The 16,978-nt window shown below is 62.3% G+C and carries 16 protein-coding genes; 6 read left to right on the top strand and 10 right to left on the bottom strand.

Going from position 1 to position 16,978, the window contains the following annotated elements; translation table 11 throughout:
* Positions 1–156: 156 nt before the first annotated feature.
* From ICI42_RS06985 to ICI42_RS06960, 6 genes are all read right to left on the bottom strand, one after another.
* Positions 157–1,542 carry an aldehyde dehydrogenase family protein gene (locus ICI42_RS06985; RefSeq protein WP_188163843.1) on the bottom strand — a complete coding sequence of 462 codons (1,386 nt, stop codon included), beginning with the start codon at positions 1,540–1,542 and terminating at the stop codon, positions 157–159.
* Positions 1,543–1,603: 61 nt separating this feature from the next.
* Entirely contained in the window at positions 1,604–2,974 is a 1,371-nt protein-coding gene (locus tag ICI42_RS06980) for a glutamine synthetase family protein (protein ID WP_188163842.1), read from the bottom strand.
* A gap of 88 nt (positions 2,975–3,062) precedes the next feature.
* The gene (locus ICI42_RS06975) at positions 3,063–4,115 is read right to left on the bottom strand and encodes a TRAP transporter substrate-binding protein (protein WP_330999143.1); all 1,053 of its coding nucleotides are present in this window, start codon (positions 4,113–4,115) and stop codon (positions 3,063–3,065) included.
* A 37-nt stretch (positions 4,116–4,152) separates the two neighbouring features.
* A complete protein-coding gene (locus tag ICI42_RS06970) occupies positions 4,153–5,478 on the bottom strand; it encodes a TRAP transporter large permease (RefSeq protein ID WP_188163840.1) in 1,326 nt (441 codons plus the stop codon).
* Positions 5,475–6,131, bottom strand: coding sequence for a TRAP transporter small permease subunit (locus ICI42_RS06965; protein WP_230980214.1), 657 nt, complete (start codon positions 6,129–6,131; stop codon positions 5,475–5,477). The genes ICI42_RS06970 and ICI42_RS06965 overlap by 4 nt, the downstream gene beginning before the upstream one ends.
* Entirely contained in the window at positions 6,085–6,885 is an 801-nt protein-coding gene (locus ICI42_RS06960) for an N-formylglutamate amidohydrolase (RefSeq protein ID WP_188163839.1), read from the bottom strand. The genes ICI42_RS06965 and ICI42_RS06960 overlap by 47 nt, the downstream gene beginning before the upstream one ends.
* 151 nt (positions 6,886–7,036) lie before the next feature.
* Between ICI42_RS06960 and ICI42_RS06955 the strand changes: the two genes are divergently transcribed.
* The 4 genes from ICI42_RS06955 (at position 7,037) to ICI42_RS06940 (ending at position 12,925) form a co-directional block, all read left to right on the top strand.
* Positions 7,037–7,858, top strand: coding sequence for a MurR/RpiR family transcriptional regulator (locus ICI42_RS06955; RefSeq protein WP_188163838.1), 822 nt, complete (start codon positions 7,037–7,039; stop codon positions 7,856–7,858).
* A 176-nt stretch (positions 7,859–8,034) separates the two neighbouring features.
* Complete coding sequence (locus tag ICI42_RS06950) at positions 8,035–9,195, top strand: efflux RND transporter periplasmic adaptor subunit (RefSeq protein WP_188163837.1); 1,161 nt, start codon at positions 8,035–8,037, stop codon at positions 9,193–9,195.
* Positions 9,192–12,323 (top strand): efflux RND transporter permease subunit, encoded by a 3,132-nt coding sequence (locus ICI42_RS06945; RefSeq protein ID WP_188163836.1) that lies wholly within the window; start codon positions 9,192–9,194, stop codon positions 12,321–12,323. The genes ICI42_RS06950 and ICI42_RS06945 overlap by 4 nt, the downstream gene beginning before the upstream one ends.
* 110 nt (positions 12,324–12,433) lie before the next feature.
* Positions 12,434–12,925: a MaoC family dehydratase gene (locus ICI42_RS06940; protein WP_188163835.1), complete on the top strand. Its 492-nt coding sequence runs from the start codon at positions 12,434–12,436 to the stop codon at positions 12,923–12,925.
* A 54-nt stretch (positions 12,926–12,979) separates the two neighbouring features.
* Here ICI42_RS06940 and dmeF read toward each other — a convergent pair whose 3' ends face one another.
* Entirely contained in the window at positions 12,980–13,996 is a 1,017-nt protein-coding gene (gene dmeF / locus ICI42_RS06935; protein ID WP_188163834.1) for a CDF family Co(II)/Ni(II) efflux transporter DmeF, read from the bottom strand.
* Complete coding sequence (locus ICI42_RS06930; protein WP_188163833.1) at positions 13,993–14,265, bottom strand: metal/formaldehyde-sensitive transcriptional repressor; 273 nt, start codon at positions 14,263–14,265, stop codon at positions 13,993–13,995. Before ICI42_RS06930 ends, dmeF begins: the two co-directional genes overlap by 4 nt.
* A gap of 618 nt (positions 14,266–14,883) precedes the next feature.
* On the opposite strand from ICI42_RS06930, the gene ICI42_RS06925 reads away from it, so the two are divergent.
* Positions 14,884–15,561 (top strand): TetR/AcrR family transcriptional regulator, encoded by a 678-nt coding sequence (locus tag ICI42_RS06925; protein WP_188163832.1) that lies wholly within the window; start codon positions 14,884–14,886, stop codon positions 15,559–15,561.
* 174 nt (positions 15,562–15,735) lie between these two features.
* Complete coding sequence (locus ICI42_RS06920; protein WP_188163831.1) at positions 15,736–15,963, top strand: DUF680 domain-containing protein; 228 nt, start codon at positions 15,736–15,738, stop codon at positions 15,961–15,963.
* A 118-nt stretch (positions 15,964–16,081) separates the two neighbouring features.
* Here the strand turns inward: ICI42_RS06920 and ICI42_RS06915 are convergent, their stop codons facing one another.
* Positions 16,082–16,252, bottom strand: coding sequence for a hypothetical protein (locus ICI42_RS06915; protein WP_188163830.1), 171 nt, complete (start codon positions 16,250–16,252; stop codon positions 16,082–16,084).
* Positions 16,253–16,314: 62 nt separating this feature from the next.
* The gene (locus tag ICI42_RS06910; protein WP_188163829.1) at positions 16,315–16,956 is read right to left on the bottom strand and encodes a sarcosine oxidase subunit gamma; all 642 of its coding nucleotides are present in this window, start codon (positions 16,954–16,956) and stop codon (positions 16,315–16,317) included.
* Positions 16,957–16,978: the final 22 nt, after the last annotated feature.

Here is a 16,978-nt window from a genome sequence, read left to right as displayed (position 1 = left end):
CCGATAAGCCCCCTCACCCGGTTTGCTTCGCAAACCACCCTCTCCCCGCCGGGGAGAGGAGGGCGCCGGCGTTGCCGCCATGCTTCTTCTCCCCTCGGGGAGAAGGTGGCCCGAAGGGCCGGATGAGGGGGTTCGGTCCTCACCCTGATGCTTGCGTCAAATCACCTCGCGCAAATGATAGCTCTTCGGCCGCGTCAGGTTGTCGTAGCCGATCTGCGAAAGCGCAGCGCCCTTGCCGGTGTCCTTCACGCCGGTCCAGACCAGCGCCGGATCGAGATAGTCGCAGCGGTTCATGAACACCGTGCCGGTCTCGACGCGGTCGCCGATGGCCACGGCATGCTCGGTGTCGCGCGTCCAGATCGAGGCGGTCAGGCCATAGGGGCTGTCGTTCATCAGCGCGATGGCTTCCTCGTCGTTGCGCACCTTCATGATGCCAACGATCGGACCGAAACTCTCCTCGCGCATCACGCTCATCTGGTGATCGACATTGGTCAGCACCTCGGCCGACAGATAGGGCGAGCCCTCCTTGTCGTTCTCCGTCTTGGTGTTCATATGCGCCACAGCGCCCTTGCGCAGCGCCTCGGCTTTCTGCTCGCGGATGAAATCGGCGAAACGCGCCTGCGCCATCGGTCCCATCGTCGTCGCCGGATCGAGCGGATTGCCGAGTGCGTAGTTCTTCGTCTCGGCGACGAAGCCCTCGACGAACTGGTCATAGACCTTCTCATGCACATAGACGCGTTCGATGCCGCAGCAGCATTGGCCCGAATTGAAGAACGCGCCTTCCACGAGATTGGCCACCGCATGGTCGAGCTTGGCGTCGGCCAGCACATAGGCCGGATCCTTGCCGCCGAGTTCCAGGCCAAGCGTCATGAAGGTGCCGGCCGCGGCTTTTTCGATGGCGCGTCCGCCGGCCACCGAGCCGGTGAAATTGACATGGTCGATCTTGCCCGATCCGAGCAGCTTTTCGGTCTGGCCATGGTTCAGGACGATGTTCTGGAACACGCCTTTCGGCAATCCCGCCTTCTCGAAGGCCTGCGCGAACCGCTCGCCCACCAGCAGCGTCTGCGCTGCATGCTTGAGGATCACGGTCGACCCTGCGATCAACGCCGGCACGATGGTGTTGACCGCCGTCAGATACGGATAGTTCCACGGCGCGACGACCATCACGACGCCGAGCGGCTCTTTCTTCACATAACGCCGGAAGCCGTCCTTCGGGTTCGAAGCCATCACCGGCTTCAGCGCCTGCTCGGCAATCTCGACCATATAGGCGACGCGTTCCTTCACGCCGCCGAACTCGCCGCCATAGCGTACCGGCCGGCCCATCATATGCGCCAGTTCCGGCACGATCTCGTCGGTCATGCCCACCAGCGCCTCGAGCATCGCCAGCATATATTTGCAGCGCTCGTCGATCGACGTCCGCGCCCAGTCGACTTGCGCGGCCCTGGCGCGTTCGACGGCGGCATTCACCGCCTTGTCCTCGGCGACGGGGCGTTCGGCATAGATCGAGCCGTCGATGGGGGATTTCAGTTTGATGGTTTCCAAGAGTATCTCCTGTCACACGGCGTTGCCGCCGGTCGTCTTTTTACAGTCAAACGCTACGATTTTAATACCGCTCAAATCCCCGGTGGAGCTCCCAGTCCGTGATGCGGCGGTCGTACTCGAACTGTTCCCAGCGGGCGGTGTGAACGTAATGCTCGACGACATCGTCGCCGAACGCTTCCTTCAGCATCTTCGATTTCGCCAAGGTCTCGGTCGCGTCGCGCAAGGTCTTGGGGATTTCCGGCAGCCTCGAGGCCTGGTAGGCGTCGCCCACGAAAGGCTTCTGCAGCTCAAGCTTCTCGTCAATGCCGGCCAGACCGGCGGCGATCAGGGCTGCGAAGGCGAGATAGGGATTGAGGTCGGCGCCGCCGATGCGGCACTCCATGCGGATGCCCTTGGTCCCCTCCCCGCACAGGCGGAATCCCGCGGTGCGGTTGTCTTCGCTCCACATGATCTTGGTCGGCGCGAAGGTGCCGGCCTGGAACCGCTTGTAGGAATTGATGTAGGGCGCCAGAAACCAGGTGAATTCCTTGGCGTATTTGAGCTGGCCCGCCGCCCACTGCTGGCCGAGCGTCGACAGCGTGTAGTCGGAATCCTTGTCGTAGAACAAGGCCGTCTTGCCGTCGGCGCTCCACAGCGAGTTGTGGATGTGGCTGGAGTTGCCCGCCAGGCCGTAATTATACTTGGACATGAACGAGATCGCTTTACCCTCCTGGGCGGCGATCGCCCTGGCCCCGTCCTTGAGGATGACATGGCGGTCCGCCATCTCCAGCACTTCGGCATAGCGGACGTTGATCTCCTCCTGGCCCGGTCCCCACTCACCCTTGGAGTTCTCGATCGGAATGCCGGCGGCTTCCATCTCGTTGCGCAGGCGGCGCATCACGCCCTCTTCCTTGGTTGTGATGCCGATCAGATAGTCGCCGATATAGGGCGAGGCGGTGTCCAGGTTCTGCCAATGCTTGGCGCGGGCGCTGTCATAGGTTTCGCTGAACAAATAGAATTCGAGTTCCGAAGCGAAATAGGCGAGATAGCCGCGCTCCTGCAGGCGCTTGACCTGCTTGCGCAGGATGGCGCGCGGCGAATGCGGCAGGTCGTCATGCGTGTGGTGGTCGAGCAGGTCGCACAGCAGCAGCGCCGTCTTTTCCAGCCACGGCACTTTGCGGATGGTCGCAAGGTCCGGCTTCATGACGAAATCGCCATAGCCCTTCGACCAGCTCGCCGCCTTGTAGCCGGGCACCGGCTCCATATCGATATCGTTGGCCAGCAGATAATTGCAGCCATGCGTCTCGTCATAAGCGGATTCGACGAAGTATTTCGCCAGGAAGCGCTTGCCTATCAGCCGGCCCTGCATGTCGACCGCACAGGCGAGCACGGTGTCGATCTCGTCTTCCGCGACCGCTTTCTTGAGCTGTTCGAACGATAAATTTCCAGCCATTCATTCCCCCTAGACGACCTGTACGCCTGTCTTGAACCTGAAACGCGGCCGGGAGAATCCCGGCCGCGATAATGTGTCTGGTCAGCAATCAGTTCTGCGCGTAAACGCCGCCCGCCTTCTTCAGGATTTCGTTGTATTCCTTGAAGATACCCACGACCTTGGCGCGCAGTTCACTCTCAGCGGCAATTTCGTCCCAGAACTTCAGCGCAGCGTTCTCGACCTCAGCCCATTCCGCAGCGGGAATGGTGGTCAGCTTAAGCTTGTCGCCCGTCGCGCGGAGCTTGGCCTCGCCACCCCAATACCATTGATTGCGATAGGTATGTCCGGCGTCGACGCAGGCGAGCCAAAGCTGCTTGAGGTGCTCGGGCGTATCGGCCCACTTCTTTTCGTTGACGAACCAGGATCCGATCCAGGCGCCGGAAATGTTGTTGGTGGTGAAATGGTCCGTCACGTCGGCCCAGCCCACCGTATAATCCTCGGTGATGCCTGACCACGACATTCCGTCCAACTCGCCGGTCTGCACGGCAACCTGCACGTCTTCGTAAGGGATCGATACGGGCACCACGCCAAACTGCGACAGGAACCGGCCCGCGGTGGGGAAGGTGTAGAGCCGCAGGCCCTGCAGGTCGGCGAGGCTGTTCAGGGCCTTCTTTGTGTTGAAGTGGCACGGATCCTGGCCGGCGGCCGATAACCAGACGACCCCGCCCGCCTTGGCATAGGCATCGCGCCAGATATCCGCCAGTCCGTATTGCTGGAATAGCACCGGCACGTCGAGAATATGCTTGGTGGCGAATGGGAAATAGCCGCCGAAAACGGAAATATCGACAGGTGCAGCCATCGAATCGTCGTCGGAATGAACGGCGTCGATCGTACCTGCTTGCATGGAACGGAACAGCTCGCCTGTCGGGACCAATTGGTCGGCGTAGTAAAGTTCGATCTCCATCTCACCCTGGGCGGCTTTGTTGAACATGTCGACCGCGGGCTTGGTGACATGCGGGCCCAGCGCTGCACCGGCATAGGTCTGGAGCCGCCACTTGATCGGTGCCTGTGCGATAACCGCGGGTGCTGAAAGCGTGGTGGCTCCGGCCGCCCCGACGGTCATGAGACCGGCCTTTTTCAGGAAGTTGCGTCTGTTTTGCACCATTTTTTTAATTTCCCTCTGGTTGAAAACTCTGGATTTACTTCGCGTAATAGTGGTTCGGCAGCCAGGTTGCGATCTCCGGAAACAAACCGATCAGAACGAGTGTCAGCAGCATGATCCCGACGAACGGAATAACCGACCAGTAAATGTCCGGCAGCGTGACTTCCGGCGGAGTCATGGCGCGCATCAGGAACAGGTTGTAGCCAAATGGCGGGGTGAGGTATGCGATTTGGCAGGTAATGGTGTACATTACGCCATACCATACAAGGTCGAAACCGAGTGCTCCCGCCAGTGGAATGAACAGCGGCGCAACGATCACAAGCATTGCCGTGTCGTCCAGGAACATGCCAAGGCCCAGGAAGGTGAGTTGCATCAGCACCAGGACCTGCCAGGGCTCCAACCCCATTTCGCCCATAAACAGCGTTTCGATCGACCTGACCGCGCCAAGGCCATCGAACACAGCGCCGAAGCACAGCGCCGCCATGATGATCCAGAAGAACATGCAGGAGATGCCGAGCGTCTTTCGTGTCGTATCGTGCATCACCTTCCAGGTCAGGCCTCCCCGCCACCATGCCGCAAGGATGGAAGACACGGCACCCACGGCCGAGCTTTCCACCAGGCTGGTAACGCCGGTCAGGAAAAGACCGGTCATCGAAAGGAAGATCACCAGCGGGACCAAACCCGCCCTGCCCAGTGCGAGCTTCTGCCTGAACGAATACTGATCTCGCTCCGCCTTGGGCAGTGGCGGTCCGAGCTCGGGCTGCAGCCAGCACCGGATGACGATGTAGCCGATGAACAACGCCGCCATCAGAAGGCCCGGAAACACCCCCGCCATCCACAGATTGCCGACCGGCTGGCGCGCGATCATGCCATATAGAACCAGGACGACGCTCGGAGGGACAAGGATGCCCAGTGTCGAGCCGGCCTGGATCACCCCCGTCACCATCGCCTTGTCATAACCCCGGCTCAGCAAGGCCGGCAGCGCGATCGTGCAGCCCACCGCCATGCCGGCGACCGACAATCCGTTGATTGCGGAAATGATCACCATCATCAGGATGGTGCCTATTGCCAGCCCGCCATGGAGCGACCCGAACCAGATGTGAAACATCTTGTAGAGGTCGTCGGCGATCTTCGATTCCGCCAGCATGTAGCCCATGAAGACAAACAGCGGCAGGGTCAGCAGCGGATACCACTTCATCACCTTGATGATTGCGGTGAATGGCAGCTCGATGCCGCCGACACCCCAGAGCAGCACGGCTGCGGCGGCTCCGACGAAACCGATCACGGCGAAGATCCGCTGCCCCGTCAGCAGCAGAAGCATCATCGAGGAAAACATCAGGGTCGCAATAATGCCGTAGCTCATGAAAGTTTCTCGCCCCGGAGCGCGGCCCAGTCTTTTATGAACAGCGAGATCGCCTGCAGCAAAGTCAGGAAAATCCCCAGGTTCATGACCACTTTGATAGGCCACATGATGGGAGCCCAGGACGAAAAGCTCTTTTCTCCATATTGGAAGGCATAAATCAGCGACGACACGCCGCCGATCTGCAACATCACCAGGAAGCCGATTAAAACGAACGAGGTCAAAAGGTCCATTTTGACCTTCCCACGCATCGTGAAGCCGCTGTAGAGCAGGTCCATGCGTACGTGTTCGCCTTCTTTGAGCGCGAAGGCGCCGCCCAAAGTGAAATAGGCGACCATGAAGAACTGCGCCATCTCGACGGTCCAGTTCGCCGGAAGGAAAAACACCTTCATAACAGATGCGTAAGACAGGATCGCGATCATCGCGAAGATGAGATACATGGCAAAGATACCCATGTACCAACTGCACGCATCGATAATTCTTACATAGGTCTTCAGCACCTTGGGCATGGATGGTTTCCAAAGATCGTGAGGAGCTTGAGCGCGGGCAGTCCGCGGGCGGATTGAATGTAGGCCGAGTCGCTCGGCCTTCGCGGTGCGACCAGAGTCGTCATCGCACCGCACCTCCCATGTCTTCGAGCGCCCGTTTTCCCACAAGCTTTTCACCGGATAGAATTGCAGCCAGCTTCTGCGCCCATCCCCGTTGCGCCTCTTCGCATCGGATTTCGTCGTTGCGGATTTCGATCATCGCGCAGGCCAGCCCGCGCGAACGCCCGTGCTTTTCCAGCGTAAAATAAACGCGGTCTGCCGGCGAATAAGGTTCGTTGACGCCGACGACGATGCCCGGCAGCGTCTTCAGATGGTCGATCATCGGGCCCGCCAGCCTGATGTCGCTGTCGTGGATGATACCGATATGCCAGGGCCTGTCGACCCCGCGATAGACCGGGTTGAACGAATGGATTGAGACGAGCATCGTTTCCCGGCCCTGGTCGAGCCTTTTGCCCACCACGCGGTCGACGGCATCGTGAAACGGTGTCCAGGACATGGCAATGCGCTCGTCGCGCTGCGCCAGAGAAAGACCGGCATTGCCTGGAATGACGGTCGTCTCGCTGACCTCGGCGATGAGGTCCGGCGCATCCAGCGGCCTGTTGCAATCTATCGCCAGGCGTGACACCCGCGATTCCACCAGAACCGCGTCGAGCGCCTCGCTCAGATAGCGGGAGACGGGCTGGGCGCCGGGGTCCCATGCGATGTGGCGCTGGAGATCGTCCTGGCTCAGCCCGAGGCTGCCAAGGGCCGCCGGCAGAAAATTCGATGCATGATCGCAAATCAGCACGTAAGGGCTCGCGCCCTCCGGGTTCACGATCTCCGCCGCCGTTCCCAAATCGCTGACGAAATCGTCGCCCGGCATACGATTGACACCCCTCGCGCTTCGTATCTTATGATACGTATTCTGCTCGATTGCGCATTTGTGGATTATTTCATACATATTCCGAGGCTTTGTCAAACATGATTTCGCCCGATTCCGGCAACGGGTCGAACATCGGAGCAAAAACAGCGGCATGAACTCAAGCGTTGCCGAAATCGTTGCGGAACGACTGGATACGATGCCTGCGGGAGAGCGGCGCGCGGCCCAGACTCTGGTGGCCAATTATCCGCTGATCGGCTTGAAGACGGTTGCCGAATTCTCCCAAAGCGCCGGCATCAGTTCGCCCACGATTCTGCGCTTCGTCGCGCGGCTGGGGTTTCAGAACTACGCCGAATTCCAGTCCGCCCTTCAGGACGAGCTCGCAGCCCAGCTCCAGTCGCCGCTGTCGCGCACGGCCACTCCCGCCCAGGCCAGCGCCTCGCCGCCCTTGGCGGATGCGGTGATTGAAAACATACGCGAAACCTTCCGCCATGTGTCCGAACGCCAGATAAGCGATATCGTCGAAGCGCTCGCAGCGCCTCGCGCCGAGATCTATCTCGTCGGCGGCCGCTTCACCGATCCCGTCGCCCGTTACATGTCCGCTCACATGTCCATTCTGCGCCCGGGCGTCGTCCATCTCGAAGGCCAGGAAAGCCTGTGGCATGACCGGCTTGCCGATATCGGCAAGCGCGATGTGCTCATCGTCCTCGACATCAGACGCTATCAGGACAGTCTCCTGCGGTTTTCGGAAAAGGCGCACAAGCGCGGCGCGACCGTCGTCCTGTTCACCGATCAGTGGCTCTCGCCCATCGCCCGCTTCGCTCGTCACGTCATCGCCGGGCGCACCGCGGTTCCGTCCGCGTGGGATTCTTCGGCCACTTTGATGGTCGTTGCCGAAACCGTGATCGGGTCGCTGACACGCAAGCTCGGTCCGGAGGGTGCCCGCCGGATCAAGGAAGTCGAGGAATTACGGTAGTTTGCGACAAGTGGCGCGCCGTGGAACCTGTGAGGGTTACAGGAAATTAATGTGCAAGCGCGAAGGGGAATTGCCATAAAGTGGTCCTATCCTTTCGGAAGACTATCTGACGAGTAGCGCCGCCCGGCCTTTTGACTTCGGGATGGTGCATCAGCCGCCGCCAACTCGGAGTATCGATGAAAGCCTGGAAGCAACTTCTTTGGGCCATAGTGATTGTTGCAGCCGCAGCTGCGCTGTGGACGAGTTTCGCTCCCAATGGCAGGGAATGGATAGCCTGGCTCGGACTCGGCGGGCCGGCCTCCGCCAATGTTGAACCTTCGGGACAAGGCCGGCAGGGCGGTCGTGGCGGCGCACCGCAAACCCGCGTCGTCACCGCCGATGTCGCACAGTCGACCATCAATGACCGTCTTCAGGCCGTGGGCAGCGGCCGCGCCAACAAGTCGGTGGCCGTCACGCCATACACATCGGGACAGCTCAGGGAAATCGTCATCGCCCCCGGCCAGAGGGTCGAGGCGGGTGCTGTGATCGCCATGCTCGATTCGGACGTCGAGGAAATCGCCCTCGAACGCGCCAATGCCGCCCGCGACGATGCCCAGGCAAAGCTCGACCGCGTGAAAGCGCTGCGGGCCAGCAACACCTCGACGGCGGTCCAGGTCAGCGATGCCGAACTGGTTGTGCGCGACGCCGCCCTCGCGGCGCGCGACGCCCAGGTGGCGCTCGACAGGCGCAGGATCGTCTCGCCCATCTCCGGAATCGTCGGCATCCTGCCGGTCGAGGCCGGCAACTACGTTGCCGCGCAGACCACCGTCGCCACGATCGACGACCGCTCGCGCATCACCGTCGATTTCTGGGTACCCGAGCGCTTCGCCACCATGATCGCGGTGGGCAATCCCCTGTCCGCCTCGCCGATTTCCACGCCCGGCCAGGTCATCGAAGGCACCGTCAGCGCAGTGGACAACCGTATCGACGAGGCGAGCCGCACGCTGCGCGTACAGGCCTCGATCCCCAATGACGACGACACGCTGCGCGCCGGCATGTCGTTCCAGGTCTCGATGAAGTTTCCCGGCAACAACTATCCCTCCGTCGATCCGCTGGCCATTCAGTGGAGCCTCGACGGCGCCTATGTCTGGGCCGTGCGCGATGGCAAGGCCGTGCGCATGCCTGTCAAGATCGTCCAGCGCAACACCGAGAGCGTGCTTGTCGAAGCGGCTCTCGTCGCAGGCGACAAGGTCGTGACCGAAGGCGTTTATGCCGTGCGCGAAGGTGCCGCGGTGATGATGGCCGGCGAACCTGCCCCGCCCGCCGTCCCGAGCGGCTCGGTGAGGCCGGCCGGATGAGTTCATCAGCCGACGAGAAGCCCGAAAACGGTCTGACCGCCCTCTTCGTTCGCCGGCCTGTTCTGGCCTTCGTCATCAACGTTTTGATCGCAGTCGCCGGCCTCGCAGCCTTCTATGGCATCGAGATCCGCGAACTGCCCGATGTCGACCGTCCCGTCATCACCGTTACCTCCGATTATGACGGTGCCGCCGCCGAGACCATCGACCGCGAACTGACATCGGAATTGGAAGGCGCCGTTGCCCGCGTGCCGGGCGTGAAGTCGATTTCATCGAGCTCGTCCTATGGCCGCAGCCGCGTCACCATCGAGTTCAATGACGGCGTCGATCTCGACGTCGCCGCGTCCGACACACGCGATGCGGTCAGCCGCGTCACCAACAGCCTGCCCGACGACGCCGACGCTCCGCGCATCGTCAAGGCCGACGCCAATGCCGATGCCGTCATGCGCATCGCCGTGACCTCCGACACCATGCCGGTGGAGGACATGACCATCTTCGTCGAGGACCAGATCCTCGACCGCCTGGCAGCGGTCGAAGGCGTCGCCGACGTCCAGACCTATGGCGACCGCGAAAAACTCTTCCGCATCGACGTCAACCAGGCGAAGCTCGCCAGCCTCGGCCTGACGGTCGCCGATATACGTACCGCGCTTGGCACCATGGCGCTCGACACGCCGGCGGGCGCGCTGAAGACGTCCGACCAGAACCTGATCGTCCGCACCGTAGCTCCCGTCAACACCCCCGAAGCCTTCGAAAGCCTCATCATCGGCGGCAAGACGCGCCTGGCCGATGTCGCAAGCGTCACGCTCGGCGGCGACCCCGCGGCCTCCACCCTGCGTTCCGACGGCAAGACCGGCATCGGCATCGGCATCATCCGCCAGGCCCAGTCCAACACCCTCGACATCTCCGAAGGAGTGAAACAAGCCGTCGCCGAAATCCAAGGCACCTTGCCCGAAGGCATGGCGATCAAGGTGACCAGCGACGACGCCGTCTTCGTCGAAGGCGCCATCCACGAGGTCGAGATCGCGCTGATCCTGTCCGTCACCATCGTGCTGCTGGTCATCTACCTGTTCCTGCGCGACTGGCGCGCCACGCTGATCCCCGGTCTCGCCATGCCGGTGGCGCTGATCGGAACGTTGGCGGCGATCTATCTCGTCGGCTTTTCGATCAACATCCTGACGCTTCTGGCGCTGGTGCTCGCCACAGGCCTGGTGGTCGACGACGCCATCGTCGTGCTCGAAAACATCGTCCGCCGCCGCAATGAGGGCATGGGGCCCCGCGCCGCCGCCGTGCTCGGCGCGCAGGAGGTGTTTTTCGCCGTCATCGCGACGACAGCCACGCTCGCGGCCGTCTTCGTCCCGCTCTCTTTCCTGCCCGGCCAGACCGGCGGGCTGTTCCGGGAATTCGGCTTCGTTCTCGCCATCGCCGTGCTGTTGTCCTCCATAGTCGCTTTGTCGCTCTGCCCGATGCTCGCCTCGCGCATGCTGGGCGCTCATTCCATCAAGCATGAAAGCAGCGGCCGCGGCGTCGGCGGCGTCGGCGGCGTCCTCGCCGGCTTTTATCGCCGCTGCCTCAGCGCCTGCCTCAGCGCGCCCTGGCTCGTGGTGCTGATTTCGCTGCTGCTTGCCGCAAGCGCCTATGCGGCCTTCGGCCTGATCCGCCAGGAGGTGACGCCCACCGAAGACCGCTCCTTGGTCCTGATGCGGATCACCGCGCCGCAAGGCGTCAGCCTCGACTACACCACGGCCCAGATGCGCCGCATCGAGGATTTGATCGAGCCGCTGCGCCAGTCCGGCGAGATTTCCAGCACCTTCGTCAATGGCGGCATGGGCGGCAACGTCAACAGCGGCTTCATGGTGCTGTCGCTCGCCCCGTGGTCGGAGCGCACCCGCACCCAGCAGGAGATATCTGCCGAGATCCAGCAGCTCGCGACGCGCGTTCCCGGCGTCCAGGCCTTCGTCATGCAGCCCAACAGCCTGGGCATCCGCGGCGCCGGCAACGGTCTGCAATTCGCCATTCTGGGCAACAACTACGCCGATCTCAACGCCGCCGCCGTCCGCATGGTCTCGACCATGGAGCAGGACCCGCGCTTCCAGCGCGCCCGCCTGTCCAACGATTCGACCCAGCCGCAGTTGATGATACAGATCGACCGCGAGCGCGCCTCCGATCTCGGCATCAACATTGACGGTCTCGCGGTGACCATCCAGGCCATGCTCGACGGCCGCCAGATCGGCTCGGTCTTCATCGACGACCGCAGCTACGACGTGAAGCTGGTTTCCACCAGCAATCCGATCAACGATCCGACCGATCTCGAAAACACCTTCCTCAAGACGCAGGACGGCCGCTACGTCCCGGTCTCGACCATCGCCACGCTGACCGAAGTGGCGGTGCCGCCGACCCTGTCGCGCGAACAGCAGCAGCGCTCGGTGTCGATCACCTCAAACCTGCGCAGCGATTTCGCGCTCGGCACCGCTTGGTCTGAAGTGCAGCGCATCGCAGCCGACCAGCTGCCCGCCGGCATGCGCATCGTCCCGCTGGCGGAAGCCGCGACGCTGGGCGAAACCGGCAGCGGCATGCTGATGATCTTCGGCTTCGCCGTCGTCATCATCCTTCTGGTGCTGGCCGCGCAGTTCGAGAGCTTCGTCAGCGCCATCATCATCATGGCGACCGTGCCGCTGGGGCTCGCCTGTGCCGTGTTCGCCATGCTTTTGACCGGCACCTCGCTCAACGCCTACAGCCAGATCGGCCTTGTGCTGCTCGTCGGCATTATGGCCAAGAACGGCATCCTGATCGTCGAATTCGCCAACCAGCTCCGCGACAAGGGGCTGGGCGTGCGCGAGGCCATCGAGCAGGCCGCCAACATCCGCCTGCGTCCGGTGATGATGACGATGATCTGCACGATTCTCGGCGGCGTTCCGCTGGTGCTGGCAGCCGGCGCGGGTGCCGAAGCCCGCATCGCGCTCGGCTGGGTCATCGTCGGCGGCCTGGGCCTGGCAACGGCCTCGACGCTGTTCCTGACGCCGGTGGCCTATCTGCTGCTGGGCCGCTTCGTCACGCCGAAGGTGGAGGAGGAAAGCCGCCTCAAGCGCGAACTCGAGGAAGCCGCCTACACCAATGTCGAACCTGCCGAATAAGCGGCGTTCCGCAAGTCGAAGACCATTTTTCCGCACCGGACCGATACGGCGATGACAGGCCGAACGCGAATCTGTATGTCGGAACGACAACGCCATTTGGATCGGAACGGATGAGTCCCAGGACCGTCACCATCGAGGAAATGCATGCCTACCTCGGCAAGGAGGTTGGCGTCTCGCCCTGGCGCGTGGTGACGCAGCAGATGATCGATTTGTTCGCCGATGCCACCGACGACCATCAGTTCATCCACTGCGACCCCGAGCGCGCCGCGCGGGAAGCGCCCTTCGGCGGCACCATCGCACATGGCTTCCTGACACTGTCGCTGCTGTCGGCCATGACGTTCGAGACGCTGCCCCGGCTGGAAGGCTCCGACATGGGCATCAACCAGGGTTTCGAGCAGTTGAAATTCGCCGCCCCCGTGAAAACGGGCTCGCGCATTCGCGCCCGCTTCGTGCTGTCCGAATTCAAGGTGCGCCCGTCCGGTTGGGTGCAGGTCACGCATGACGTCACCATCGAGATCGAGGGCTCGAAAAAGCCCGCTCTCACAGCGCGCTGGCAGACGCTCGGCTTCGTCGATCCAGAAAAAGCAGCCCAGCTTTCCTGACACCCGCCCCGGGCTGAACCATCACCCGACCCTGGCCACAGCCACCCGACCCCATCAGGCCGGCTGCACCTCGACCGTGACATGCGACAGGTCATGGATGGCCGCGAGCTTTTCCTTGTAGCGTGCCAGTGGCAACGGGTTTGCCGAGCGGATCGAAACGATTGCCGCATTGTGGCCCGGCCCGACCTTCCAGACATGCAGATCGGTGATGCGATCCTCGCCGGTCTCGATGACCTTTCGGATGTCGGACGGCAGGTCTTCCTCTTCCGGAATGTAGTCGACCAGCACCCGCGCGGTGTCACGGATCAGCCCCCATGACCAGCGCGCAATGACTAGCGCGCCGACAATGCCCATGGCCGGGTCCATCCACTGCCAGCCATAAAGGCTGCCTGCGAGAAGCGCGACGATAGCCAGCACCGAGGTGAAGGCGTCGGCGACGACATGCAGATAGGCAGCCCGCAGATTGTTGTCCCGATGCCCCTTGGATGCATGGCTTTGATGCGGATGCCCCTGATGCGGATGATCGTGATGGGGATGACCGTGACCATGGCCGTGCTCATGATCATGATCGTGACCGTGGCCATGATGGCCTCCGTGCCCGCCATGATGGTGATGATGATCGTCACGCAGCAGCCAGGCCGACAAAAGGTTAACGCCGAGCCCGAGCACGGCAACCGCAATCGCTTCGTTGAAGCTGATCGAGACCGGCTCGTAGAAGCGCATCAGGCTTTCCCAGCCGATCATAAGGGCGATCAGCGCCAGAACGATGGCGCTGGCAAAGGCTGCGAGATCGCCGATCTTGCCTGTACCGAAGGTGAAGCGCGGATTGAGCGCTTGCCGCCGCGCAAAGGCATAGGCAAGCGCGGTGATCAGCATCGCCGCCGCATGGGTGGACATGTGCCAGCCATCGGCGATCAGCGCCATCGAACCGTAGATCGACCCGGCGACGATCTCGGCGACCATCATGGTCGCGGTCAGCGCGATGACCAGCCAGGTGCGGCGGGCGTTGCGGTCGTGGTCCTCGCCGAGAAAGACATGGCTATGGGTTGCCGAAGCCGTGTTGGCGCTCATTTCAGATAGGTCCTTATGACGTCGACGAGTTCGGCGCCGCCTCGCGCGCGGTCGCCCGCATCGGTCGGTTCCAGCACGTGGTGCGCGATATGATCCTCGATCAGTTCCGCCGTCAGCCCGCCGACGGCGCCGCGCACGGAGGCAACCAGTTGCAGGACATCGGCACAGCCGAGTTCGGCCTCCAGAGCCCGCTCGACGGCCTCGACCTGCCCCTTGATGCGGCGAACCCGCGCCAGAAGCCGGGACTTTTCCTTGATCGTATGCGACATCGAGCACCTCAAATATACTATAGGGGGGTATACTATTTTCGTCGTCTCATACAGGCAAGAAGCACCTCCACATCCACGGCTGACCACCCGGCCGTCCTCCCTCACGCATATCCGGCTCCTGACCGGTTCCCGCGATGACATGAGAGGATTATGCGCCAGGCTCCGGAGAGGTGAGCAAAATGGCTGGACACGTTTTTGTGCGCGGTATGAGGTCAAGGGGTTAGGCGGATCGCGCGGAATGTTCATCCACGCTGGCTTTGTTCTGGTCCGCCGGCGCCTCCGTCCGCGTCACGGAATGGATTCCCGGGTCGCACTCGGCTTCGCCTCGTTTGCCCGAGAATGACGAAGGTGGAGGCGTCTCCGCCAACCTCTAACGTTTGAGATTGACGTCTGCCACCCGCGCCTTCGTCATTCTCGGGTGGAGCCGGAGCGGAGCGACGGCGGAAACCCGGGAATCCATTCCGTGACTTGAGAGCTGCAACTACGGCAGCAGAACTCAGCGAAGGTACAACTACGTCAACAGAACTGAGCGCGGAATCTCCCTCAACATCGGGAGATCGACCCTGCCGCGCAATCCCATCCCTTGCCGGATTTCCGTACAGCGTATAGATAATCCTCATGACGCAGGCCGCACGGCAGAGCGCGCCCTCAAGCGCCAGAAGCAAACGCGAGAGACAGAAGGCCGAGACGCGGGCCGAGCTGATCGACGCGGCGCGCAAGCTGGTGCAGGAAAGCGGCTATGAGGGGCTGACGATCCGCAACCTCGCCAAGCGGGCGGGCTATGCGCCGATGTCGGTTTATTCCTATTTCGCCGACAAGCACGACATCCTGATGGCGCTCGCCGAGGACACGTTCGAGACCCTGGCGCGAAAGCTGCGCAAGAACCAGCCCGAAGATCCGGTCGAAGCACTGCGTGCGACCTTGCGCGACTACGCCACCTTCGGTCTCGAAAACCCGAACGAATACCGCACGATCTTCATGACGGAAAAGCTTCATCCCGACTGCGACGAGCCGGAGATGATCGACCGGCTGGAGAAGAACAACCCCGCGCTCATCATTCTCAACGAGCGCGTCGCCGCCTGCATCGCCGCGGGCAGGTTCAAGGGTGACGTACAGGCGATAGCGACTGTCCTCTGGACCGTTGGGCATGGCGCCATCTCGCTGCTGATCAATTTCCCGCACTACCCGTTCGGCAATCCGCAGGACTACATCATGCGCATCGGCGAAATCGCCCTTGCCGGCATCGCCACGATGGATGTTTTGCCTCTGGAAGACGCAAGCAGCCCGAAGGGCTGAACCGGTCCGCACCGCCAAACCTCCATACCCCTTCATCGCTCGACATAGCGACGGCTCAGGCCGGCGTTGCAATTTTTTCGTACATGTACGAGTTATCTCTTGCGGCGCACCATTCTCCGTCGTATATGTACGCCGTAACGTACAAGTACGGAAAAAATTCAGCGGAGACTTTCCATGAGAAAGACAGCATTGGCTCTTGCCCTTGTTCTTGGTGCCACCGGCTCGGCAGCGGCGGCCGAAACCGCCCCAAAGCCCGTCGCGCCCGCCCCGGTGACCTGCATCGACAACGGCAAGAAACTGGATTGCGCACCGACGGGATCGATCAGCCAGGACAACACGATCAAGACGGAGAAGCCGCGCCTGGGCATGGACACCAACCCCTGGATCATGACCGGCTTCTGAGCCTGTCCTTTATCCCAGACCGAACTCCCGCATCCCGACCGCGCAAGCTGTCCTCCCAGGATGCAAAAAAGGGCGCGCCCCACGGCGTGCCCTTTTTCATGCTGAAGGATGCGCGAACTCAGTCCTTCTTCGGCTTCGGTGCGCCGGGAATGGACGTGAAGGTCACCGAGACCGGATCGCTGGCGGGAAAGCTGTCTTCAAGCCCCTCTTCCAGCTCTTCCTCGAGATCGTCCTTGTCCACCGGTCGCGCGTCGGTCTTGTTGGAGTCGGTTTCTTTTGGTCCGGGCATCGGTTGCGCTCCTGTTGGTCCACCCTGATCTTGGCAGGATGCGCCACGGTTTCAAGCACTGCTTAGGCCGATGCGTCGGCGATAGCCTCCGCCAGGAAAGCATGGGCATAATCGGCGAACGACCGCCAGCACTCGATGCGGAAGGAATCTGCGCTAGGGCGGTACAGCACCATCTCGATCTTGCCCAAGACGGTGCGCGAGCAGGCGCCGACCGGAAACGCTTGAAGCGAAAGGTCCTGCGGGCAGCCGGCATTGACGGCGTTGGCCGCACCCTGCCCGGAGACCAGCAGGCCGACATTGCGGTGGGAGATATCGACCGCCGAATGCAATGCCTGCACGGCACGGCATGCAGCGACCAGGTCGCCGCCTGCCTCGTCGACGACCAGCCACTCGTCCGGGCCGAGCCAGAGGGCGAAACGCCCCTTGCCATCGGATGCGGACGTCTTGGGAGACCGCGGCAGGTCCATGCCGAGCGCTGCGGACAAGTCAGCGACGGAGCCTGCCGGCGCGCGCAGCGACAGCCGGCTTGCCGGCGGCAGGACCGTCAGCGACAGCCCGCCCGGGACGGCGATGCGGCCATCGAGCGGACCTGTGCGGCGCAGTGCTTTGTCCTGCCCCTTGTGGGAAGGATCCGCCGGCACGTTCTGCTTTGCAGAACTCGTGCGCCGGGGCGAGGTGTTCGAAACGTCGATTTGTGTCGGCATGATCTAGACCTGACCTCTCCAC

It is taken from the genome of Oryzicola mucosus (assembly GCF_014534685.1).
Classification (GTDB): domain Bacteria; phylum Pseudomonadota; class Alphaproteobacteria; order Rhizobiales; family Rhizobiaceae; genus Oryzicola; species Oryzicola mucosus.
The sequence above is the reverse complement of the archived record's forward strand: the minus strand, read 5'-3'. Positions and strand labels throughout refer to the sequence as shown.

Coding starts and splice junctions, on each gene's coding strand:
- ICI42_RS06980 (WP_188163842.1), bottom strand. CDS start 2,974: ATGGCTGGAAATTTATCGTTCGAACAGCTCAAGAAAGCGGTCGCGGAA.
- ICI42_RS06970 (WP_188163840.1), bottom strand. CDS start 5,478: ATGAGCTACGGCATTATTGCGACCCTGATGTTTTCCTCGATGATGCTT.
- ICI42_RS06960 (WP_188163839.1), bottom strand. CDS start 6,885: ATGCCGGGCGACGATTTCGTCAGCGATTTGGGAACGGCGGCGGAGATC.
- ICI42_RS06955 (WP_188163838.1), top strand. CDS start 7,037: ATGAACTCAAGCGTTGCCGAAATCGTTGCGGAACGACTGGATACGATG.
- ICI42_RS06950 (WP_188163837.1), top strand. CDS start 8,035: ATGAAAGCCTGGAAGCAACTTCTTTGGGCCATAGTGATTGTTGCAGCC.
- ICI42_RS06945 (WP_188163836.1), top strand. CDS start 9,192: ATGAGTTCATCAGCCGACGAGAAGCCCGAAAACGGTCTGACCGCCCTC.
- ICI42_RS06940 (WP_188163835.1), top strand. CDS start 12,434: ATGAGTCCCAGGACCGTCACCATCGAGGAAATGCATGCCTACCTCGGC.
- dmeF (WP_188163834.1), bottom strand. CDS start 13,996: ATGAGCGCCAACACGGCTTCGGCAACCCATAGCCATGTCTTTCTCGGC.
- ICI42_RS06930 (WP_188163833.1), bottom strand. CDS start 14,265: ATGTCGCATACGATCAAGGAAAAGTCCCGGCTTCTGGCGCGGGTTCGC.
- ICI42_RS06925 (WP_188163832.1), top strand. CDS start 14,884: ATGACGCAGGCCGCACGGCAGAGCGCGCCCTCAAGCGCCAGAAGCAAA.
- ICI42_RS06920 (WP_188163831.1), top strand. CDS start 15,736: ATGAGAAAGACAGCATTGGCTCTTGCCCTTGTTCTTGGTGCCACCGGC.
- ICI42_RS06915 (WP_188163830.1), bottom strand. CDS start 16,252: ATGCCCGGACCAAAAGAAACCGACTCCAACAAGACCGACGCGCGACCG.
- ICI42_RS06910 (WP_188163829.1), bottom strand. CDS start 16,956: ATGCCGACACAAATCGACGTTTCGAACACCTCGCCCCGGCGCACGAGT.